Annotated in this window: 21 protein-coding genes; 13 read left to right on the top strand and 8 right to left on the bottom strand. The window is 32.0% G+C overall.

Annotated elements, in window-relative coordinates; genetic code table 11:
• Positions 1–7 precede the first annotated feature (7 nt).
• From CBR30_02045 to CBR30_02030, 4 genes are all read left to right on the top strand, one after another.
• Positions 8–2,272 carry an alpha-glucosidase gene (locus CBR30_02045; protein ID PMQ02446.1) on the top strand — a complete coding sequence of 755 codons (2,265 nt, stop codon included), beginning with the start codon at positions 8–10 and terminating at the stop codon, positions 2,270–2,272.
• A gap of 51 nt (positions 2,273–2,323) precedes the next feature.
• Complete coding sequence (locus CBR30_02040; GenBank protein ID PMQ02445.1) at positions 2,324–3,073, top strand: hypothetical protein; 750 nt, start codon at positions 2,324–2,326, stop codon at positions 3,071–3,073.
• 2 nt (positions 3,074–3,075) lie between these two features.
• A complete protein-coding gene (locus CBR30_02035; protein ID PMQ02444.1) occupies positions 3,076–3,936 on the top strand; it encodes a 50S ribosomal protein L11 methyltransferase in 861 nt (286 codons plus the stop codon).
• Between the two features lie 74 nt (positions 3,937–4,010).
• Positions 4,011–5,093 (top strand): 1,4-beta-xylanase, encoded by a 1,083-nt coding sequence (locus CBR30_02030; protein ID PMQ02443.1) that lies wholly within the window; start codon positions 4,011–4,013, stop codon positions 5,091–5,093.
• A 28-nt stretch (positions 5,094–5,121) separates the two neighbouring features.
• Here CBR30_02030 and CBR30_02025 read toward each other — a convergent pair whose 3' ends face one another.
• The gene (locus CBR30_02025; GenBank protein PMQ02442.1) at positions 5,122–5,301 is read right to left on the bottom strand and encodes a hypothetical protein; all 180 of its coding nucleotides are present in this window, start codon (positions 5,299–5,301) and stop codon (positions 5,122–5,124) included.
• A complete protein-coding gene (locus CBR30_02020) occupies positions 5,301–6,614 on the bottom strand; it encodes an alkaline phosphatase (protein ID PMQ02441.1) in 1,314 nt (437 codons plus the stop codon). Before CBR30_02020 ends, CBR30_02025 begins: the two co-directional genes overlap by 1 nt.
• Positions 6,615–6,795: 181 nt before the next feature.
• Here CBR30_02020 and CBR30_02015 point away from each other — a divergent pair, with 181 nt between their 5' ends.
• Together CBR30_02015 and CBR30_02010 are read left to right on the top strand one after the other, a co-directional pair.
• Positions 6,796–7,899: a hypothetical protein gene (locus CBR30_02015; GenBank protein ID PMQ02440.1), complete on the top strand. Its 1,104-nt coding sequence runs from the start codon at positions 6,796–6,798 to the stop codon at positions 7,897–7,899.
• Complete coding sequence (locus CBR30_02010; protein PMQ02439.1) at positions 7,896–8,564, top strand: hypothetical protein; 669 nt, start codon at positions 7,896–7,898, stop codon at positions 8,562–8,564. Before CBR30_02015 ends, CBR30_02010 begins: the two co-directional genes overlap by 4 nt.
• Before the next feature lie 10 nt (positions 8,565–8,574).
• Here the strand turns inward: CBR30_02010 and CBR30_02005 are convergent, their stop codons facing one another.
• The 3 genes from CBR30_02005 to CBR30_01995 are packed head-to-tail and all read right to left on the bottom strand — an operon-like array spanning position 8,575 to position 10,639.
• Positions 8,575–9,267, bottom strand: coding sequence for an RNA pseudouridine synthase (locus CBR30_02005; protein PMQ02438.1), 693 nt, complete (start codon positions 9,265–9,267; stop codon positions 8,575–8,577).
• A gap of 2 nt (positions 9,268–9,269) precedes the next feature.
• Positions 9,270–9,617: an endonuclease gene (locus tag CBR30_02000; protein PMQ02437.1), complete on the bottom strand. Its 348-nt coding sequence runs from the start codon at positions 9,615–9,617 to the stop codon at positions 9,270–9,272.
• Entirely contained in the window at positions 9,617–10,639 is a 1,023-nt protein-coding gene (locus tag CBR30_01995; protein ID PMQ02436.1) for a polysaccharide deacetylase, read from the bottom strand. Before CBR30_01995 ends, CBR30_02000 begins: the two co-directional genes overlap by 1 nt.
• 79 nt (positions 10,640–10,718) lie before the next feature.
• On the opposite strand from CBR30_01995, the gene CBR30_01990 reads away from it, so the two are divergent.
• The gene (locus CBR30_01990) at positions 10,719–11,966 is read left to right on the top strand and encodes an MFS transporter (protein ID PMQ02435.1); all 1,248 of its coding nucleotides are present in this window, start codon (positions 10,719–10,721) and stop codon (positions 11,964–11,966) included.
• On the opposite strand, the gene CBR30_01985 is transcribed toward CBR30_01990, so the two are convergent.
• Positions 11,961–12,923, bottom strand: a complete 963-nt coding sequence (locus CBR30_01985) for a glycerophosphodiester phosphodiesterase (GenBank protein ID PMQ02549.1) — start codon at positions 12,921–12,923, stop codon at positions 11,961–11,963. The genes CBR30_01990 and CBR30_01985 overlap by 6 nt on opposite strands.
• The gene (locus tag CBR30_01980) at positions 12,904–15,180 is read right to left on the bottom strand and encodes an alpha-glucosidase (GenBank protein ID PMQ02434.1); all 2,277 of its coding nucleotides are present in this window, start codon (positions 15,178–15,180) and stop codon (positions 12,904–12,906) included. Before CBR30_01980 ends, CBR30_01985 begins: the two co-directional genes overlap by 20 nt.
• Positions 15,181–15,247: 67 nt before the next feature.
• Between CBR30_01980 and CBR30_01975 the strand changes: the two genes are divergently transcribed.
• Both CBR30_01975 and CBR30_01970 read left to right on the top strand, forming a co-directional pair.
• Entirely contained in the window at positions 15,248–17,071 is a 1,824-nt protein-coding gene (locus CBR30_01975; protein PMQ02433.1) for a hypothetical protein, read from the top strand.
• Complete coding sequence (locus CBR30_01970) at positions 17,072–17,716, top strand: lysine transporter LysE (GenBank protein ID PMQ02432.1); 645 nt, start codon at positions 17,072–17,074, stop codon at positions 17,714–17,716.
• Here CBR30_01970 and CBR30_01965 read toward each other — a convergent pair.
• A complete protein-coding gene (locus CBR30_01965; GenBank protein PMQ02431.1) occupies positions 17,693–18,250 on the bottom strand; it encodes a macrodomain protein in 558 nt (185 codons plus the stop codon). The genes CBR30_01970 and CBR30_01965 overlap by 24 nt on opposite strands.
• Positions 18,251–18,408: 158 nt before the next feature.
• Here CBR30_01965 and CBR30_01960 point away from each other — a divergent pair, with 158 nt between their 5' ends.
• Genes CBR30_01960 through CBR30_01945 form a run of 4 tightly spaced genes read left to right on the top strand, consistent with a single transcriptional unit; the run spans position 18,409 to position 22,775 of the window.
• A complete protein-coding gene (locus CBR30_01960) occupies positions 18,409–19,704 on the top strand; it encodes an adenylosuccinate lyase (GenBank protein ID PMQ02430.1) in 1,296 nt (431 codons plus the stop codon).
• Positions 19,701–19,961 carry a phosphoribosylformylglycinamidine synthase gene (locus CBR30_01955; protein PMQ02429.1) on the top strand — a complete coding sequence of 87 codons (261 nt, stop codon included), beginning with the start codon at positions 19,701–19,703 and terminating at the stop codon, positions 19,959–19,961. The genes CBR30_01960 and CBR30_01955 overlap by 4 nt, the downstream gene beginning before the upstream one ends.
• Entirely contained in the window at positions 19,952–20,629 is a 678-nt protein-coding gene (gene purQ, locus CBR30_01950) for a phosphoribosylformylglycinamidine synthase I (GenBank protein PMQ02428.1), read from the top strand. The genes CBR30_01955 and purQ overlap by 10 nt, the downstream gene beginning before the upstream one ends.
• A 10-nt stretch (positions 20,630–20,639) precedes the next feature.
• Positions 20,640–22,775 carry a phosphoribosylformylglycinamidine synthase II gene (locus CBR30_01945; GenBank protein ID PMQ02427.1) on the top strand — a complete coding sequence of 712 codons (2,136 nt, stop codon included), beginning with the start codon at positions 20,640–20,642 and terminating at the stop codon, positions 22,773–22,775.
• Positions 22,776–22,777 lie beyond the last annotated feature (2 nt).

The raw sequence follows: 22,777 nt of genomic DNA, 5'->3' as shown, positions 1-22,777 counted from the left end.
TACAAAAGTGATAAGAGAAATAGAAAGCATGTTATTTAGGAAAGGGAATAGAAGAATAGAGATTAGATTCATAACTGATAAAATTGTAAACATTTTCCTTACAAATAAAGATGAGAGAAGAAAAGATACAATAGCTATAGAAAGAAAAGAATATGCTCCTTCTAAATATGATGTGAAAGAGGATGAGAAATTTCTAATCTTAGAAAGCTCAGCATTAAAAGTAAGAATAAATAAGGATGATCTAACTGTTGCTTTTTTAAATAAAGAAGATGAGGTTATAAATGAAGATTATAAAGAGGTAGAATTTAATGATGAGAAAGTTTTTTGTTATAAGAAGCTTTTAGATGATCATTTTTATGGATTTGGAGAGAAAGCAGGTTATTTAGATAAAAAAGGTGAAGATTTTGTAATGTGGAATACTGATGAATTTAGAACTCATAATAAAACAACAAATGTTCTTTATGCATCCTTTCCTTTTTTTATTGGATTAAGTAAAAAATTTACTTACGGAATATTTTTTGATAATAGCTACAGAACGTATTTTGATATGGGAAAGAAAAGTGAAGAGTATTATTTCTTTGGTGCAGATGGTGGTCAAATGAACTACTATTTTATATTTGGTGATAATATAAAAGAAGTAGTTGAAAACTATACATTTTTAACAGGAAGAATGGAGCTTCCACCCTTATGGGCTTTAGGTTATCAGCAAAGTAGATACAGTTATGAACCTGCGGAAAAGGTGTTGGAGATTGCAAAAACCTTTAGAGAAAAGGATATTCCTTGTGATGTGATTTACCTTGATATTCATTATATGGATGGATATAGGGTTTTCACTTGGAATAAAGAAGGTTTTAGTGAGCCTAAAAAACTGTTAGAAGAATTAAAGAAATTAGGATTTAAGGTGGTAATCATTGTAGATCCTGGGGTAAAAAGAGATCCGGACTATAAAGTATATAAGGAGGGAATCGAAGGGGATTATTTTGTAAAGGATAAGTATGGTATCACTTTTGTTGGAAAAGTTTGGCCTGGAGAAGCCTGTTTTCCTGATTTTTTCCAGAAAAGGGTAAGAGATTGGTGGGGAGAAAAATTAATAGATTTTATAAAGGACGGTATAGATGGGATTTGGAATGATATGAATGAGCCATCAGTGTTTGATACGCCAAATTTGACGATGCCTGAAGACAATATTCATATCTTGGATGGTGAAAAAGTTTTACATAAAGAAGTTCATAATCTTTATGGTTTATATATGGCAATAGCAACTAAAGATGCACTTTTGAAATATAAATCAAATGAAAGACCATTTATCCTAACAAGATCCGGTTTTAGTGGAATACAGAGATACTCCGCAATATGGACAGGAGATAATAGAAGTTTGTATGAACATTTACTTATGTCCTTTCCCATGATTATGAATATGGGACTTTCTGGAGTTACTTTTGCTGGAGCGGATGTGGGAGGATTTGTTGGGGATTGTGATGGAGAGTTATTTATAAGATGGTTACAAGCTGGTATATTTATTCCCTTTTTAAGAAACCATTCTGCTTTGGATACAAGGAATCAGGAACCATGGGCTTTTGGTGAAATATACGAAAATATAGCAAGAAAATATATAAAAATGAGATATGAGTTTTTGCCCTATATTTATGACTTATTTTATATAGCAAGCAAAAAAGGTTATCCTGTAATGAGACCTTTGGTTTTTGAATATCAAGAAGATGAAAATACTCATAATCTATATGATGAATTTCTCTTAGGAGAAAGCTTTTTGGTAGCGCCAATTTATCTTCCCTCTAAAACCAAAAGAGAAGTTTATCTTCCCAAAGGCGTATGGTATGATTATTGGCAGATTAGTAAATATGAAGGGGAAGATTATTATTTGGTAGATGCTCCAATAGATAGAATACCATTGTTTGTAAAAGAAGGAAGTATAATAGTTAAGCAAGAAGTAGGAAAAAATACTGAAGATGTGAAGGAAAGTAAAATTATAGAGATATATGGGGGAAGAGAAGGAAAATATATTCATTATGAAGATGATGGAAAGACGATGAATTATAAAAATGGAGAGTATAATCTATATGAAATAAAATTTAACTTAGAAGAAAGTGTTTTGAGAATTGATATTGAGAAAACCCACTCTGGATATCAAAGTGGAGTTAAAAAATTCTATATAAATCTTAGAGGCTTTCCTCCTCTTAAAGAGATTTTTATCAATGAAAAGAAGTTTAAATCTGATGAAAGACTGGAGGTCTTATTAAAAGAATCTTTTTAATATAAAGAATTTTGGTTAAAATACAGAAAAAAAGTTTAAGAGGAGGACGTAATGAAAATAGGAAGATTTTCTTATGCTGGAGAAACTTTTTATGGTGTTATAGAAGAGGATAATGTAAATAGAATAAAAAGCTTTGATCCTTTAGAATTGTCTAATATTATTTATGATTTAAAGGATTTAAAGATGTTAGCTCCCAGTGAGCCAAAGAAAGTTATTTGTGTTGGGCTAAATTATAAAGATCATGCGGAAGAATTAAAATTGGAGCTTCCGAAGTCACCAGTATTATTTTTGAAGCCTCCTACTTCTGTTATTGGTCCCTTTGATGAGATAATTTATCCTTCACATATGAGCAAAAGGGTAGATTATGAAGCAGAATTAGTTATTGTTATAGGAAGGAAAGGGAAAATGATTCCCAAGGAAAAAGTAAAGGATTATATTTTAGGATATACATGTGGTAATGATGTTACTGCTCGAGATTTACAGCCTAAAGATGGGCAGTGGACCATTGCTAAATCCTTTGATACCTTTGCGCCAATTGGTCCTATTATAACTGATGAAATAGACCCTAATAATGTCGAGATAAGAGCCATTTTAAACGATAAAGTTGTCCAAAAATCTAATACAAGGAACTTTATTTTTAAAGTTGAGGATTTGGTAAGCTTTATTAGTCATATTATGACATTGGAACCTTTTGATATTATTATGACTGGAACACCATCTGGTATCGGACCTATGAATATTGGAGATAAAATCGAGATAGAAATTGAAGGAATAGGGAAATTAGTAAATTTTGTGAGGTAATTATGAAATACATTGAGATAAGTATAAAAATAAAAAAAGAAGCAGAAGAAGCTTTATTTAATTTGTTAAATGAGTTAGGAACAAAAGGTGTGTCTGTTGTGGGAGAGGATATTCTTAAAGGCGAGTATGAAACTATAAAATCTTATTTTGATGAGAAGGTAGATGCTGATAAGCTTTTAGAAAAAATAAGGGAAGGACTTCAATCTATATCAAATTATCTTGATATTGGTAAGATAGAGATTAATCTAAACTATACTGATGAAGAAGACTGGGCAAACTCATGGAAAAAATATTATAAGCCTGTGGAGATTGGGAATATTGTGATAACCCCAACGTGGGAAAATTATGAAAAAGAGGGAAAAATAGTAGTAGAAATTGATCCAGGGATGGCTTTTGGTACAGGAACCCACGAAACAACTTTGATGTGTATAAAGGCTCTTCAGGATTATTTAAAACCAGGTATGAGTGTTATTGATATAGGAACAGGAACAGGAATTTTGGCAATTGTTTCAAAAAAACTTGGAGCTGATAGGGTATTGGCTATTGATATTGATGATATAGCTGTGGATATTGCCAAGAAGAATAGTGCTTTGAATAAAACTCCTATAGAAGTAATAAAAGGTAATTTAATCGAAGGAATAGAAGAAAGATTTGACTTAGTAATTGCTAATTTAACAGCAGAGCTAATTACAAAATTGATTGAAAAATTGCATAAGATACTCAAAGAAAATTCCATTTGTATATTTTCAGGAATAATTGAGAGCAGACTAAAAGAGGTTGTTGATAAATTGAAGGAGAATAATATTAATGTTATTGAGATTAAGGAGAAAAACAATTGGTTTTTGGTTGTGGCTAAGTACTAATAAAACGATTGATTTAATGATTGCTTAATAAAGTAGAAGAGGATATAATAAAAGAAAAAAAGTGGAGGTCCGATATGAGAGTCTTTAAAATTTTACTCATCCTTATGTTATCCCTTTCTATAACTTTAATTTTTACAAGTAAGGAGGTTGTTATGGGTGGTGAGATTCCTTCTCTTTGGCAGGTTTACAAAGATTACTTTCCTATTGGTGCAGCAGTTAGTCCTGAAACTATTGAGTTTTACGATGAGCTTTTGAAGAAACATTTTAATAGTTTGACTCCTGAGAACCAAATGAAATGGGAAATAATTCATCCTACCCCCTCAACTTACAGGTTTGAGCCTGCAGATAAAATTGTGGAATTTGCTATGGAGAATAAGATGAGAGTTAGAGGACATACATTAGTTTGGCATCAACAGGTGCCTGCCTGGGTTTTTAGGGATGATAATGGAAATCCAGTAAGTAAAGAGATACTTTTGCAGAGATTGAAGGAACATATTATGAAGGTGGTTGGTTATTATAAGGGTAAAGTGGCTGTTTGGGATGTGGTAAATGAAGCAATTTCTGATAATCCCAGTGAATTTTTGAGAGATGCTCCTTGGTATAAGATTGGAGGAGAGGAAGTTATAGAGAAAGCCTTTATTTGGGCGCATGAGGCAGATCCAAATGCTTTGCTTTTTTACAATGATTACAATTTAGAGGAACCAATAAAAAGGGATAAGGCATATCAGTTGGTTAAGAAATTAAAAGAAAAGGGTATTCCAATTCATGGTGTAGGAATACAGGGGCATTGGCTTTTACAATGGCCTACTCCTGAAATGCTTGAAGAATCAATTAAGAAATTTGCTTCTTTAGGCGTTAAGGTTGAGATTACAGAACTTGATGTTTCTATATATAGGGATAGATATGAGAATGCAAATTTCTCAAAAAATCCTCCTCAGGATCGTTTAGATATTCAAGCTCAAGTTTACAAGAGAATTTTTGAAGTATTAAGGAGAAATAAAAATTATGTTAGTGGAGTAACATTTTGGGGCGTAACTGATGGAGTTACATGGCTTGATTTTTGGCCTGTGAGAGGTAGGAAAGATTATCCTCTTATTTTTGATGCAAATCAAAATCCAAAGAAGGCGTTCTGGGAAATTGTAAACTTTAATAAATAAATTAGAAAGGTGGGGATTACTTCCCCACCTATTCAATCTCAATTATGAAAATATGTTCGCCACCTACAAATTTTATATTCTTTACTTCACCGTCTTCTTCTGCTATTACGTCTTTTAAATCTTGAGAGAGTCCTAATTTATCTCCTTTTTTCACTTTATCCCCAACTTTTACCAATACTCCAAAAGTAGCATCAACTTTATAGATCATTATTTTGATAAGGTATAACCAGCAAGATCAGCTATTTTTTTCGCAATATCAGTATTGTCATAAACTCCTGTAAAGTATTGGGCTCCCCTTCCAAAAGCATAAACAGGCACACTTCCACCAGAGTGGGATGTTGTAGTCCAGCCAATTTGAGCTCTTGTTGATATAATATTTGCAATATCTAAGGTTACTCCCTTCTTTATTTTTTCAATTTCTTCTGGCTTTAAGTCTTCTATACCTACATAATCCTTGAAAATTTCTTTGATCTCAGAATCACTCTTACCTTTTACTAAGCCTGCTAAAGTCTCGCAAGATAGTTTTTGTTTCTTTAAAACATCTGGAGTTATCTCATATTTTCCAGTAGAGAGCCCTATTCCTCCTGTTTCATGGTCTGCTGTTACTATGATTAATGTATTATAGTTCTTTTGGAGAAATTCTAAGGCAACTTTTACTGCCTCGTTAAACTCGTAAGTTTCCCAAGCTGCACATGCAGCATCATGGGCATGATTTGCCCAGTCAATTTTCCCTCCCTCGATCATGACAAAGAAGCCGTTTTTGTTCCTACTTAAAACTTCTAAGGCTTTTCTTGTCATATCTGCCAGAGAAGGTACTTTTGACTTTAAAAATTCTCTATCCATAAAATATGGGAGATATTCGTAATCAAATAGTCCTAAAATCTTTCCATTAGGAGCTTTTGCATTTTTTAACTCTTCTGGCGTAGAAACAAACTCATAACCTGCCTGCTTAAATTCTTCTATTAGATTCCTTTCATCATTTCTCTTACTCTTTGGGTTAGATTTTGGAAGAAAATAGGATAATCCTCCTCCCATATATATGTCCGCTGATTTAAATTGGGCGTATTGATCTGCTACAGGAAGTTCATCTCTTGATGTTGTGTGGGCACCAAAGGCTGCTGGTGTCGCGTGGGTTATAGTTACAGTAGTGATTAGTCCTGTTGATTTTCCAAGCTCCTTTGCAGCTTCAAGAAGAGTTTTTACAGGTTTTCCGTCTGGGGTTATGCTTAGCCATGCATTGTTGGTTTTAAATCCAGTTGCAAGAGCAGTTCCTGCAGCAGCAGAATCAGTCACTAAGGTATTTGCTGAATAGGTTTTTGCGATGCCGGTATAAGGTGCCTTTTCAAAATCTAAGTATCCATCTTTCCCTACGAGGATAATCCTTGATAGATCTACGCTTTCCAAGCCCATTCCATCACCTATGAAGAATATTACGTTTTTAACCTTTGGCACCTCAGCAAAAGAGAGAGTAAGTAGGGAGATTAGGAGAAGAAGAATTAAAAGGATCTTACCTCTACTCATACCTAAACCTCCTTATTTAGAAATTTTCAATTCTAATATAACATGACTTACTCTAAATTGCTATTAAAAAGTTTTAATGTTAGTTTAATTTATGATAAAATTTAACCTTTTAAAAATATTAATTTTGACTTTCTATTTTATAAAATTTATATTGACAAAATATAAGAATTAATATTAAAATATGAAAGCTGATGTTAAAAAGAAATTTGGGAATGGGGAGAATTACAAGATGATAAAAGAAGCAAAAATTTTAAATGTTGTTAAGAAAGATGTTAGACTGTTTATACTTGCTGGTATTCTATCAATTATCATTTCCTTTCTGAATATATCTCTTATAAATTTTGAGAGAAAAATCTCCGATACAATTCTAACGATGAATCGAAATCTTTTTAGGGAAATAGTCTTTATAGTAGTAGTTATTGTAGTTTTAAAAATCTTTCTTGAGTATATTAAGTCCTACACCTTTGGAAGATTTGCAGAAAAAACTTTAGCGAATTTAAGAATTGTAATTGGTGAGAAACTATTAAAAGTACCTATAGAATATATAGAAAACAATTCTACAGGAGATTTTATATCGCGTTTATCAAATGATTTGTCCCTTATTCAAAATTTTATAGGGGGGTCATTAAATGATCTTTTATACCATCCTGTTACCTTTATAATGGGGGTTATACTGGCATTAAATATTAGCTGGAAGTTGACTCTATTTTGCTTTACTGTTATCCCAATTATATTATTTCTTTCTGTCATCATTAGTTCTCCAATTGAAAAATTCACTCAAAAACAACAAGATGCTTTTGGGGATGTGAATACATTAGCTCAAGATTCTATTTCAGGTATAGCCGTTATAAAATCGTTTAATCTTCAGAAGGAAATTCATAATAGATTTGTAAAAGAACTCCAAAAAGCTTTTAAAGAGGGATTAAGGTCTGCAAGATATGAAGTAGTTCTTGAACCTATAAAAATGATGCTTCAGATTGGTCCTTTTCTTCTCATGTTCTTTTATGGGGGTAGTTTGGTTTTAAAAGGAGAGATGACAGTAGGAGGAATCCTTGCTTTTATTGAACTTTTGAATGTCTTTTTAGCTTCTGTTAATGTTTTTCCAAACATAATAAGTAATTACAGAAAAGCAAAAGCGGCAGGCGAAAGAATAGAGGAAATATTAAATCAAGAAGAAGAAAGCTTTGGTGAAATAGAAGAAGGAATTAAAGATTATCCTTATGCAGTTGAATTTGAGAATGTTTCGTTTTCTTATAATGGTAATATGGTAATAAGGAAGTATTGAAAAATATTAATTTAAAAATCAAAAGGGGAGAAAAAGTTGCCATAATTGGAGAGAGTGGGGGTGGAAAATCTACTATAGTGAAACTTCTTCTTGGCTTTTATAAACCTAATAAAGGAGATATTAAGATTTTTGGAGTACCCTTAAGAGAGTGGAATTTGGAGAGATTAAGAGAAAAGTTTTCTGTAGCAAATCAAGATGTATATCTTTTCCCAGAAAGCTTTAAAGAGAATATACGTTATGGAAAGTATGATGCAAAGGATGATGAAATCATAATATTTGCAAAAAAAGCCTTAGCCTTCGATTTTATTACAGAGGAACACGGCGGTTTTGATACAAAGGTAGGGGAGAGGGGTGTAAATTTATCAGGAGGTCAAAGGCAAAGGATTGCTATTGCAAGAGCATTACTAAAAAATTCTCCAATACTTTTGTTAGATGAGGCCACATCCTCCTTAGATCCTGAATCTGAGGAATTAGTAAATAATGCTCTTCAAAGACTTATGGAGGGTAAAACCACATTAGTTATAGCTCACAGACTTTCTACTATACAGAATGCGGATGTTATATATGTAGTGGATGATGGGAGGATTGTAGAAAAGGGAACTCATGAGGAACTTTTGTCATTAAATGGGAAGTATAAAACCTTATATGAAGTTCAATTCAAGTGAAAAGAAAAAACTAAATTTCAAGAGTAAATAAACCAAATTTTTCATAAAAGGCAACTGGGGGATCCATTTTAAACTCCATAATTTCATCTCTTACGGGATGCTTAAACTTTATTTTATAACAGTGAAGAGCTATAGCATTTTCTACAAACCTAACTTTGGAGCCATACTTTACATCTCCTACTATTGGACATCCTATATGAGAAAGTTCTGCTCTTAATTGATGTTTTCTTCCTGTTTTAGGGGAAAGTTTCCATAGTATTAATTCCTTTCTTTTCTCAATAACTTTAAAATATGTTATAGCCTTCTTTGAATAAGTTACCTCGTTTTCAAAAACAACAGCTTTTTTGTTTCTTTCGTCCCAAAAGATATAGTTCTCCCAAATTCCTTCTTTTAGTGTTGTATTTCCCTCAGTAAGGGCAATATATACTTTTTCTACCATATGTTCTCTAAAAGCTTGGGAAAGTCTACCTGCAGATTTTGAATTTCTTGCAAAAACTAAAACGCCAGACACATTTTTATCTAATCTATGTACTATGCCAAGAAATACATTTCCAGGTTTTTTGTATTTTTCTTTTATATAACTCTTTGCAATTTCTAATAGTGTAATCTTTCTTGTGGAGTCACCTTGTACCAATATCCCTGCTGGTTTTTCCACTACTAATAAGTGATTATCTTCATAAATTACCTTTAAATTAAAATCCATAACTATACCCTGAAAAGATGAGATTTACACTTACAATCTGATGATCCAAATTTAGGAATAAAATCTTTTTTCTTTTCAAGTTCTCTTGCAATTTTACATTCCATATTTTTATCCGCTTCTATATAGATTACTCCTATCACATTAGCCCACCTGTTACTTAATAGATAATCAACATGCCAAAATTTTCTTTTATTTTTTGAAATATGTCTAAGTATTCTTTTTTCTAAATTATTTTGGGCAGAACCTACGTAACAGTAAATTCCTTTTTTAAAATCTATTTTTCCTAAGGATCCCACATTTATTTTTAAGTCTTTCTCTACATTAATGAGAAGTATATAAATCCCCTTCATTAATTTTTTCTCTTATTATTTTGAGTTTTCTTTAAAGGCGGAAAAGATGGATGAACTTTTTCTTGTTTTCCAAAAATATCTGAGATTTTTTGAGATAATGATTCTATATAGGATCTAACAATTTGCCATATATTTTCATTATAAAAGGCAGTCCTCATTAATTTTAAGTTTAATCTTGTAATTCTCATATTATAACTTCCTACAGGAGTCCTCCTTACTATATATGGCTCTTTTATTTCTACATTATTAATTCCATTTATGGTAGTATAAAAATATTTAAAACCTAATTCCTTTGCTATTTCTAAAACCTCAGAATTATATGCTCCGTAGGGAAAACATAAAGATTCTATATGAGTATTTAGATTTTCTTCAAGCAGTATTTTAGATAACTGTAAATCAATTCTGACACGATTTTTGTATTCTTCATCGTCTTCTTTATAGCCTGTCTCAGGATAATAGATGTGAGTTATAAGGACAGGACTTTTATGCCCCCATTTATCTCTTAAGGCATAATAATGTGAATCATATGTGTGGGAACCAAAAGTTATAAGTCCACTTCTTAGCATTTCTTTCATCTCATCCCAAGTAAGGTGTCCAGGTGTTCCAATTCTCGATACTATCACAAAATTTATAGCAGGAAATCTAAACTTTTTTAAAATTGGATATGCATATTTATAAAAACTCTCATATCCATCATCAAAGGTAATAAGTATCGCATTTTCAGGGATTTCTCCTTTTCCTTCTAAAAATCTTTCAAAGGCATAGGAGGATATTGGATGGAATCCCATTTCTTTTAGGTAAATCATATGAGATTTGAAAAGTTCTGGAGAAACAGAAATTGGTCCTTGTATTTTAGGATCAATTTGATGGTATATAAGGACAATCACTTTATCCTTATATGGAATGTTTAAAAATGGTATTTTACTCATGTAAGGTAAAGAATCAGGTTCTAATCTCGCATAGGAGATATTCATGATAAAAAGAACAACAAATAAATAAAGCATTTTATAAAATCTTACCATAAATTCGCCTCCAATAACTTGCTATTAATTTGTCTTCATATTTTATCATATTGTAGTAAAATAAATACTATAATTTAAGATTATGAAGGATATATTTAGAGCTTTAAAATATAGAAATTATCGTTCATTTTTTGTGGGACAGGCAATTTCTGTCATTGGCACCTGGATGCAGCAGACTGCAATGAGTTGGCTTGTATATAGAATTACAAATTCTCCTTGGCTTTTAGGTACCACCGCCTTTTTTGGGCAAATTCCTAATCTTATTTTAGCTCCTTTTGCAGGAGTATTTGTTGATAGGTTTAATAAGCATAAGATCGTAATACTTACTCAAACTTTAGCACTAATTCAGGCATTGATTCTTTCTATTCTAACCTTATCTGGAGTAATTCAAGTTTGGCATATTATTCTAATGAATATATTTCTTGGAGTTGTGAATTCTGTTGATGCACCTGCCCGTCAATCTTTTGTTGTTGAAATGGTGGATAGAAAAGAAGATTTAGCAAATGCGATAGCCCTTAACTCCTTTATTTTTAATAGTGCTCGTTTGATAGGTCCAACAATAAGTGGCTTTGTGGTTGCTCTCTTGGGAGAGGGGATTTGTTTCTTGATAAACGCTATATCTTATTTGGCGGTCATTATTGCTCTGCTATTTATGAGACTAAAGCCCAAGAAAAGCATTCCCACACAGAATAATATTTTGCAAAATTTAAAAGAAGGTTTTGTTTATTCGTTTAAATTCTTAGTTGTAAGATATACCTTAATATATTTAAGTATTTGCAGTATGGTTGCATCTTTTTACCAAGTTCTTATGCCAGTGTTTGCTGGAAAGGTTTTTCACGGAGGTCCTCAAACATTGGGTTTTCTTATGGGGGCTTTAGGAATAGGTACATTAATTGGAGCTCTTTATGTTGCTGGAAGGAAAAGTATATTAGGTATAGAGAGAAATATTGCATACTCTTTAGTATTCATGGGACTTGGTCTAATTCTTTTTTCTATATCTAAAACTTTTATCCTATCCTTTCTCCTTCTTATATTAATTGGATTCACCTATATAATAAATGTAGTGAGTAGTAATACTTTAGTTCAAACAGTTATAGATGATGAGATAAGGGGAAGAGTTATGAGCTTTTATGTTATGTTTTTTATGGGAGCCATGCCCATTGGTAGTTTTCTTGGTGGTGCATTAGGGAATATTATAGGACCATCCTATACAGTCCTTTTAGGAGGTATAATATGCCTCCTTTCATTTTCTTTCTATTATTCAAGGCTTTCTCTTTTAAACACTAATATTCAAAAGGCTATTAAAAAGAGAGATTTTGTCTCATAACAACTTTAATATTTCCTTTAAGGAGAATGATAGTTCTCCTACTTCTCTTACTTTTATATTAACTTTCGGGTTTTCTCCCTTTATATTTATCTCAAACCTTACTCTATCACCCAATCCCCAATTAAAGGGCAAATCTTTATTTAATTTAATTTCACCATCATCCATTGAGAGGTTTTCAATTCTTAGAGGTATCATATAGTTTATTGCCTCAAAACTTATGTGATTTTCCTTTTGAACCATACTTTTCTTATCTATCATCTGGAGAAAATAGGATAAATATGGATTGCTATACATTTCTTTTCCTCCTTTCATTATTTTTATAACCCTATCAGGAAAATTTGATATTATGGCAAAAATTTTAAAATCTAAAATTTCCTTTATTTTTTCTTCATCGTCTACAGTCCATGCAATAGTTCTATCCCTATAAGGAGCATAATCTTCATTAATATAGTAAAAATGTGGTTTTAGATAATCTACTTCCTTAACATAAACGGAAAGATCTCTTGGGGAATGAGCATAAAGATAGGCAAATTTAATTTCTGGATATAGTTTTTTATATTCAAAAACCCCATTGTGCCAAAAGGAAGAGATAATAAAATCCTTTAATTTAATTTCTTTTACAAGATCTATTACATCCTGAAAATCCTTGGGATTTTTTACCTCAATATCTACAAATTTATCATGAGATTTTATTAATTCTAAGGCATCTTTTAAGGTTGCAATAGGTTCTCCATTTATAGTTACATTTTTTAACTTACTAAATTCAGTCCTTCTAACATTTATATCTATTCCTGTTAGTCTCTTTAAATTCTCGTCATGAGATACTATTAAAACTCCGTCTGCAGTTTTCTGTACATCTAACTCTACTCCATCTGCTCCCATTTCTATTGAGGATTTAAAAGCCTTTAAAGTGTTCTCAGGATTATACGAATTTCCTCTATGTCCCAATACAAGCATAAATTTCTCCTCCTTCATTAAATTCCCATTTATTGCCTTTAATATCATATACAATAAATTTTTCCCTACCTCCTAAATATCCTTTATGTAGATATTCAATCTTTAAATATTTCTCACCTTCTTCTAAAAAGCATGAAAATTTTATAAGGTTAAATTCTCCTTTCTCATAGTTCCATGTTTCACCATCATCTTCGTAATAAAGAAATTCTCCACTTCCAGGAAAGATTTTCAATTCTAAAAAGTTTTGTTTTTTCTCGCCTACATAATTTTGCTCTTCCCACATAGGAATAATACTTCCCTCTCTAACAAAGATTGGAATAGTATCTAAATCTGCATAAACTTTATAAATCCCTGGTCCTCTATATTCTTTATATGAATAAAAGTCATACCAAAATCCAGAAGGAAAATATACATCTCTTTCTTTCTCACCTTCTTTATAAATGGGAGCGATCAGTAGATTAGGTCCAAGCATAAATTCATCCTCATGCTTTATTGCATTTATATCCTCTGGAAATTCCAAAAAGAGACTCCTTAAAGGGGGAATTCCTTTTTCCTTTGCTTCATAAAAAAGAGAGTAGATATATGGGATAAGTTTATATCTCAAAATAATATATTTTTTGGCTATTTTTTCTACATTTTCCCCAAAGCTCCAAGGCTCTTGGGGTTTTGTGTTCATGGCGGTATGTACTCTAAAGAAGGGATAGAATACTCCAAGCTGTATCCATCTTATAAAAAGTTCTGGGGTACAATCTCTCCAAAAGCCACCCACATCTGCTCCTACAAAGGGAACTCCAGATAAAGATAAATTTTGTAGCATAGGGATACTCATATATAGGTGTTCCCAACTGCTTTTATTATCTCCTGTCCATACCGCAGAATATTTTTGAATTCCAGAGAATCCTGCTCTTGAAACAATAAGAGGTCTCTTATCACTATACTTTTTCCATCCTTCGAAACTTGCCTTTGTCATTAGAAGCCCATAAGCATTGTGAATATCAGCATGAGTAAATTCTTGATTTTCTCCATGTAAGACATCTGAGGGTAGAGTTTTTCTCTTTATCTCTTTAATTTTAGCGTTGAATTCTGAAGGTTTAGGTAGAGAGGGAGGTTCTTTTAGTTTTAAGAAATAAAAAAGTAATCTCATTAGATAGTACTCAATTTTAGAAAGAGAAGAGGGTTCATTCATATCATTCCAAATACCACTAATTTCAAGATTAATTAATTTTTTCAGTTTTTCACCCCACCAAGATCTAACATCTTTTCTAATAAAATCAGGAAATGCACATTTTCCTGGCCACACATACCCTATATACACATCTTTATTTCTTTTACAAAAGTATCCTTTCTCTATTCCTTCTTTATAAACCTCATAGCTTTCGTCTTTTTTAATCCCAGGATCAACAATTAAAAGTATTTTAAACCCTTCCTCTTTTAAATCCTTTACCATCTTTTCAAAGTTTGGAAATTTCTTTTTATTTACGGTGAATACTCTATATCCATCCATATAATCTATATCAAGATAGATAACATCACATGGAATATTTTTCTTTCTAAAAGTCTTCGCTATATTTATTACTTTTTCCTCACTTTCATAGCTCCATCTCGATTGTTGAAAACCTAAAGCCCATATGGGTGGCATATAATATCTTCCGGTAAGTTTTGTATATCCTTCTATTACCTCTTTAGGAGTTGGTCCATAAATAAAATAATAGTCTAATTCTTCTCCCTCGCTTGCAAAATACCAGTACTTCTCATTTTCATTTCCCATATCAAAATAACTTAAATTTGTATGATCAAAGAATAATCCATAGCTTCGTGTAGGACTATAGGCAATAAAAAAGGGATGGGATTGATAGAGAGGATCCGCCTTAGGTGAGTGATGAGGTTCGTCAGTATTCCAATTTATTAATCTTTTACCTTTCTTATTTAAGCTTCCTGTTCTTTCCCCAAAGCCTAAAAAAGCTATTTCATCTCTAATTTCCTTATAACAGAAAATTTTATTATCTATCTTTTTATAACCTAAGTCTTCATAATCTGAGAGTATCAAATTATTGTCGTGGTCATAGATTTTTAATGTATTCTTTTTCTTGTTTATTTTAATTTTAAGACTGTTTGTTAAAATTATGCTTTCTTCATTAGCTTCCTCGATAGAATAGTTTATAGGTTCGGTTTTTTCAACTGCAAAGGAATTTTTCTCTTTTTCACTTTCTGGAAAATAAACTCTTATAATTTTATGGTCTATTACTTGTATCTTCATAGCTTTAATTATATATCAATTAAATTATTTATGGTATAATCATTTAAAAATTTTTGGGAGAATTAATATGAAAAAGATTATTTTTCTCCTAATATTTTTGTTTATACTCTTCTCACCAATATACGCGAAGGATTATGGATTCAACTTTGCAAAGGTATATTATGATATAAAACCTAATGGGGAGATAGATGTTGTAAATGAATTATCCTATTGGTTTTCTGGATCATACTCTCGAGCCTGGATAAATATTCCTTATGGAAATTGGGATATAAAGGATGCTTCTGTAAAAGAAGTTATAAATGGAGTAGAAAAGGATTATACTTATCATCGTGAGACACAAGAAAGAATTCCAAATACCTTTAATTTTACAAGAACCTCAGAAGGTTACAAAATTACATGGTTTTATAGAGCAAGTGATACTAATAAAACCTTTAGAGTTCATTATAAACTCATAAAGGGATTAAATGTATATAATGATGTGGCGGAGTTTTATTGGAAAGTATGGGGAGGGGATTGGGAAAAAAAGCTTCCTGCGCTCTGGGTAGAAGTTTCTCTACCTAAGGAGATAGAAAATATTAATGAAGTTTCATATTTTCTTCATCCAAAGATTGACGGCAAAATTGGGATCAGTAAGGATTATAAAAAGATTTTAGCTTATGCAGGAAATATTCCAGAAAAACAATGGGTGGAGGTAAGATTAGTATTTCCAAGATACTATCTAACAAACCTTGATGAAAGTAAGGTCAACTTAATATTAGAGAATGGGCGTGAAAAGATATTAAAGGAGGAGGAAAATTGGAGGAGGGAAGAGGAGAGAAAAAGATTTTGGATTGATATATTAAAAGGCACATTAGTAATTCTAATAATTATATTCTTGTTTTTGGGAATTTATGCTCCTTTAAGAACTTACTTTAAATATGGAAGAGAGCCAAGGGTAGATTATCAAGGTGAATATGAGCATGAACCACCTGCAGATATTCCTCCTGCTTGGGTTGATATGCTTATTAATCAATCTGATAGTACTTTACCTGATTCAATTGTTGCATCTACTTTGGAGCTTGCAAGAAGAGGATATTTAAAAATAGTAGAGGAAATAAAGGAGGGATTTTTAGGAAGAAAACACAAAGATTATAAGATTGTTTTGACAGGAAAGAAGATGGAAAATGAGCTAAGTGAAGATTTGAAAGAGTTATTGTTGCAATTTGGAGAATTTGGTAGTGAGTTTTACATATCTGAACTTAAGAATAAGAATTTGCAATCTTTCAAGAGTAATTTCGATAAATTGGTAAAGTATTATGTATATGATAAAAATAGGTGGATTCTTACAGAAGGGTTAAAAATATTAAACATTTGGTTGTTTGTTTGGATTCTCTTAGAGTTTCTAACTTTCGTCTTTTTATTCATCTTCTCTAAAAATTTAAAAGATATATTACCTTATGCAATTGCCTTAATTGTTGTTCTTAGTATAAATGTATTTCTAAATATTATTTTTAGAAAACCTGTAAAAAGATATTCTCCTGAGGGAAAACTTCTTGCATTGAAATGGAAAGCCTTTAAAAGGTTTTTAAAAGACTTTTCTCTTATCTCCAAGCATCCTCCAGAATCCTTAATTATGTGGGAGAAATATTTGGTTTATGGAACTGTATTAGGAGTTGCAAAGGAAGTTTTAAAGGCTATGAAGATGTTAGAAGTTCCTGTTAATGATATACAATGGTTTACACCAGGAATTTCTGGTTATATGGTAGATTTAGCTGATTCCTTTGAAAGTTTTAATTCTTCTTTAGCATCTTTTAGTGATGCTTTCACAAGTAGTGTGGCGTCTTCTACCTCTTCCGGTTCATCAGGTGGAGGAGGTGGAGGCGGTGGAGGAGGCGGAGGAGGTGCAGATTAAATGTTTATTTTAAGCTTATTTATTACAAGTTTTTTGGTGGGTTTTTCTGGAGCTTCAGCTCCAGGTCCTTTAATGACTTTAGTTCTTGCTCAAAGTAGTATAGGTGGATGGAAAAGGTCTTTAGAAATAATAACGGGTCATGCTATCCTTGAAGGTATTCTTGTAATTTTACTTCTTTTAGGAGTTCAAAGTATTTTGAAAACTCCAGTTTTTATAAAATCTTTTAGTTTTTTTGGAAGTCTTTTTTTGATATACATGAGTCTCTCTTTATTCACGAGCTTAATAAAGAAGAGAATAGAAATTTCTATAAATTCTAACCCTATAAATTATTCTTTTAATCCATCTCTGATCTTGGCAGGTGCTTTAACTTCATTGGCAAATCCCTATTGGCTTCTTTGGTGGCTTACAATTGGGGTTTCTTTTATTGCACAAGCAAAAAACTACTTAGTATTTGGAGTCCTAAGTTTTTATATTGGGCACATTCTTTCTGATTATGTTTGGTATATGTTTATAGGATTTATAGGGCAAGGACTATCCCTTCCCTTTTGGAGAAAAATATATAACTATATTCTTTATTTTGCTTCCTTTTTCCTCTTAGGATTCGGAATATATTTTTTAGTGCTAATTTTCAGTAATAGAATTTAGATTTTTAGCAAATAGATTTGGAATATCTTCACCTAAGCCAATAAGATGTATTTCTTTGAAGGAATGTTTTTCATTTTTTATAAAATTAACGATGGTTTCTACGATGATTTTTGTCCCTAAATCCGGTGGAAATCCAAATATACCGCAACTTATAGCAGGGATACTTATAGTTTTTATATCTTTTTCAACTGCTAACTTTAAAGTGCTTTGAACTGCCTTTTGCAACTTTTTATATTCATCTCCCTCTCCCCATCTTGGACCTACAGTATGGATGACATACTTTGCTTTTAAGTTACCCGCAGAAGTAATCGTTGCCTCTCCTGTAGGTAGAGGACCAAATTTTTGAACATATTCATCACTTTCCTTTTGGATGACATCTCCACCAGCTCTTACAATAGCTCCTGCAACACCTCCTCCATGCTTTAAATAGTTGTTGGCTGGATTTACAATTGCTTCAGTATTCTCTTGTGTTATATCTCCTTGAATCACTTTAATCTTTACGCCATTGATCTCTTTCTCAAAAATAATTTCCATTTTCTATCACCTCCTGACTTATATTATACTTAAAATCGCTGTAAAAATTCCTCGTGTTTAAAAAAAGTTTAAACTTTAAATTAGGATATTTTTGTTAAAATTATGTTACATAATAAATGTGTGTTTCTATTTTTAATTTTTTATAAGGGGTGTATGAGTTGTTAGATAGATATTGCAGAAAAGAGTTTAAGTTAATTTGGTCCGATGAGAATAGATATAAGTTGTGGTTAGATGTTGAGATGGCTTTTTTGAAAGCAAGAGCTTATTATGGGGAAATATCCGAGGATTTAGTTAAGGAGATAGAATCAAGAGCAAAATTCAATGTGGATGAGATAAAAGAAATAGAGAAAGAAAATAACCATGAGATGATAGCTTTTTTGACTAATGTAGCAAGTTACGTAGGAAAGGGTTCAGAATATATTCATCAAGGTTTGACCTCTTCTGATGTAATGGATACAGCATTTTCTCTGCAAGTTTTGTCCGCTCTGAATTATATTGAGAATGATTTAAAAACACTTATTGATGTTGTTAAGGAAAAAGCAATAAAGTATAAATATCTTCCAATGGTTGGCAGAACTCATGGTATGCATGCTGAACCTATAACGCTTGGTTTTAAATTTTTAGGATGGTATTCAGAGTTATTAAGGGATTTAGAAAGACTTAAGAAAGCAAAAGAAAATATTAGATATGGTAAGTTTTCAGGAGCTGTTGGAACATTAGCTCATACCCGTCCAGAGATTGAAGAAAAAGCTTGTGAGATATTAGGTTTGAGACCTGAACCTGTAGCTACTCAAATTGTACCGAGAGATAGACATGCAGAAGTTATATTCAGTTTAGCTATGATAGCAAGCACATTAGAAAGATTTGCTCAGGAGATAAGACATCTTCAGAGAACTGAAGTGGCAGAGCTTGAAGAGCCATTTAGGGAAAAACAAAAGGGGTCTTCTGCTATGCCCCATAAAAGGAATCCTATTTTATCGGAAAGAATATGCGGACTTGCAAGGGTTATTAGAGGATATCTTATTACATCTCTTGAAAATATTTCTTTGTGGCATGAAAGAGATATTAGCCACTCCTCCGCAGAAAGGATAATTTTTCCAGATGCTACTTCTTTAGTTGATTATATTTTAAACTTAATGATTAATATTTTAAAGGATTTGAAAGTTAACGAAGAAAACATTAAAAGGAATTTAGAAATTAGTCAAGGTATCTTTTATTCGTCCAATCTATTGATTGCTCTAACAGAGAAAGGGATGTTGAGAGATACAGCTTATTCTATTATTCAGGAAGATTCATTTGAGGCTCTTCAGGAGAAGAGATCCTTAAAGGATGTAGTAATGAATGATAGTAGAATTAATGAAGTATTAACAAAAGAAGAGATCGAAAGGTGTTTTTCTTTGGATAATTATTTCAAAAATATAGATAAAATTTACGAAAGGATAGGGGTAAAATGAGTAAATGGTGGGTTAAATTAGAAATATTCTTAAAAGAAGGTATTCTTGATCCTCAGGGCAAAACTATTAACAATGCTTTACATTCACTTGGGTTTAATGAGGTTGAGGAAGTCAGAATGGGTAAAATTTTAAGAATGAAAATTGAAGCAGAAAATGAGAATGAAGTTAGAGAAAAGGTTAAAAGAATGAGTGAAATATTTTTAGCAAATCCAGTAACAGAAGATTATTATATTGAGGTAGAGGGGAAATGCGAGTAGGAATTATTATATTCCCTGGCTCTAATTGTGATCTTGATACTTATTGGGCTCTACAGCTTGCAGGTTTAGAACCAGTTTTTTTGTGGCATAAAGAAAAGGATCTAAAAAATGTTTCTGCTGTTATTCTTCCAGGTGGATTTTCTTATGGGGATTATCTAAGAGCTGGAGCAATTGCCAAATTTTCTCCAATTATTAGTAGTGTTTATGATTTTGCTGAAAAGGGTGGATTAGTACTTGGAATATGTAACGGTTTTCAAATTTTGTTGGAGATGGGATTGCTTCCAGGTGCTATGCTTCCTAATAATACCAATACTTTTATATGTAAGCCTGTTTATTTGAGGGTGGAAAATAATAATGTTAAGTTTTTGAGTAGATATGAAGAGGGTGAAATTATCAAGTTGCCAATAGCTCATAAAGAGGGAAGATACTATATTCCAGAAAAAGAATTAGAATTGTTAGAAAAGAATAGGCAGGTAGTGTTAAGATATTGTACTGAAAATGGAGAGGTAAATGAAAAAAGCAATCCAAATGGTTCTTTGAATAATATTGCTGGTATTGTTAATAGAAGAGGAAATGTTATGGGAATGATGCCTCATCCTGAAAGAGCAGTTGAAAAAATTTTAGGGAGTGATTCAGGACTAAGATTATTTTTATCCCTTATAAATTGAGGTGAAAAGAATGGGAATACATGGATTAAAAGAAGAGGAAATAAAACATGCCATTGAGATTTTAGGAAGAGAACCTAACGATGTAGAATGGTCAGTTATTTCTGTAATATGGTCTGAACATTGTAGTTATAAGCATTCAAGGAAATACTTAAAGAATTTTCTTACAAAATCCGATTGGGTATATCAAGGTCCTGGAGAAAATGCAGGAATTATAGATATTGGAGATGGTTATAAAATAGCTTTTAAGGTGGAGAGTCATAATCATCCTTCTGCAGTAGAGCCTTTTCAGGGTGCTGCTACAGGAGTCGGAGGTATAATTAGGGATATTTTAGCTTTAGGAGCAAGACCTATTGCCCTTTTGGATTCGTTGAGATTTGGTCCTCAAGATAATCTTAGAAATCGTTATCTATTTAATGGTGTTGTATCTGGAATAAGTTTTTATGGAAATTGTATTGGAGTTCCTGTTGTTGGAGGGGAAATTGATTTTGAAGATTGTTATAGCTCTAATCCATTAGTTAACGTTATGTGTGTAGGATTGATTCCTCCTGATAGAAAGATATATAAAGGTAAGGCAGAAGGAAAAGGTAATTTACTTCTCCTTGTTGGGGCAAAAACGGGAAGGGATGGTATTCATGGTGCAAGCTTTGCGTCGGAAAAGTTGGATGAAGAGGTTCATACTCAAAGACCCTCTGTTCAGGTAGGAGATCCATTCTTGGGTAAATTATTAATTGAAGCCAGTTTAGAAATATGCAGTTTAGAAGATGGAATAATTGGGGTGCAAGATTTTGGTGCTGCGGGAATTGTAAGTGCTGTCTCCGAGTCTGCAAGTAGAGGAAATTCAGGGGTAATATTAAATTTAGATAGAGTTCCTCAAAGGGAAAAGGATATGACCGCAGAAGAGATTTTAATATCGGAATCTCAAGAGAGAATGTTATTTATAATTAGACCGGATGTACTAAATAAAGTAAAAGAAATTTGTCAAAAGTGGGATGTGGATGCAGAGGTAATCGGTGAGGTTATTGATGAGGAAAGATTTATAGCATACTTTAAAGGGGAAAAAGTAGTGGATTTACCAATAAAATTACTAACAAAAGAGTCTCTTGAATTTGATCCACCTTTTAAAGGTTATGAGACTCCAAAAATTAATACTTTATTAAAAAAGGAAGATAAAAAGTATGATTATATTAAGCATTTAATAGATTCAGTCAAAATAAAAGAGGGAATTTATATTCAATATGATTATTCCATTCAAACAAATACAGTAATTTCTCCTGGCATGGGAGATTCTGCAGTATTAAGGATTAAAGGAACAAATAAAGGAATAGCTGTTACAATCGATGGTAACGGTAGATATTGTTATTTGGATCCTAAAATTGGGGCAATGAATGCAGTATCAGAAGCATGTAGAAATATTTTATGTGTTGGAGGAAAACCCCTTGCTATTACTGATGGTCTTAATTTTGGAGATCCAGATGAGCCTGAGGTATTCTACCAGTTTAGAGAGGTTATTTCAGGAATTAATCTTGCCTCAAGGATATTAGAGATCCCAATTGTAAGTGGAAATGTGAGTTTTTACAATGGGCAAGGAGATAATAGAATATTTCCTACTCCTTTAATAGGTATGGTGGGGGTGCTGGAGGATTTATCATATTTAATTACTCCCGGGCTTAAAAAAGAAGGCAATCTTTTGTATTTAATTGGTGATTTAAATTGGCTTAGATTAGACGGAAGTGATTATCTTAAATTTGCTTATAATCAGATTGCAGGGGAGCCTCCATATGTGGATTTAATATGGGAGAGAAGGTTAAAGAATTTTATGGAGGATATTAGAAAGGAAAAAATTGTATTATCCGCCCACGACTTAAGTGAAGGAGGATTGGTAAATACTCTTTTGGAAATGTGTATTTGGGGAAGAAAGGGAATTGATGTAGAATTAAATATAGATAAGGAGGAAGAAGAAGTTTTATTTGGGGAGGCAAGTGGGATAATAGTTGTTGAGGTTCCCGAAGAAAGGAAAGATTTATTTGAGATGAAAATAAAAGACTATGAATTGAAAACTGTAAAGATAGGGAAAGTTTCAAAGGATCATTTCCAAATAAAGCCCTATTTGTCTTTACCCCTTGAAGATATTTTAGGAGGGGAATAAAA

This window comes from Dictyoglomus sp. NZ13-RE01, assembly GCA_002878375.1.
Taxonomy (GTDB): Bacteria; Dictyoglomota; Dictyoglomia; order Dictyoglomales; family Dictyoglomaceae; genus NZ13-RE01.
This window is presented reverse-complemented; position numbering and strand designations above follow the sequence as displayed.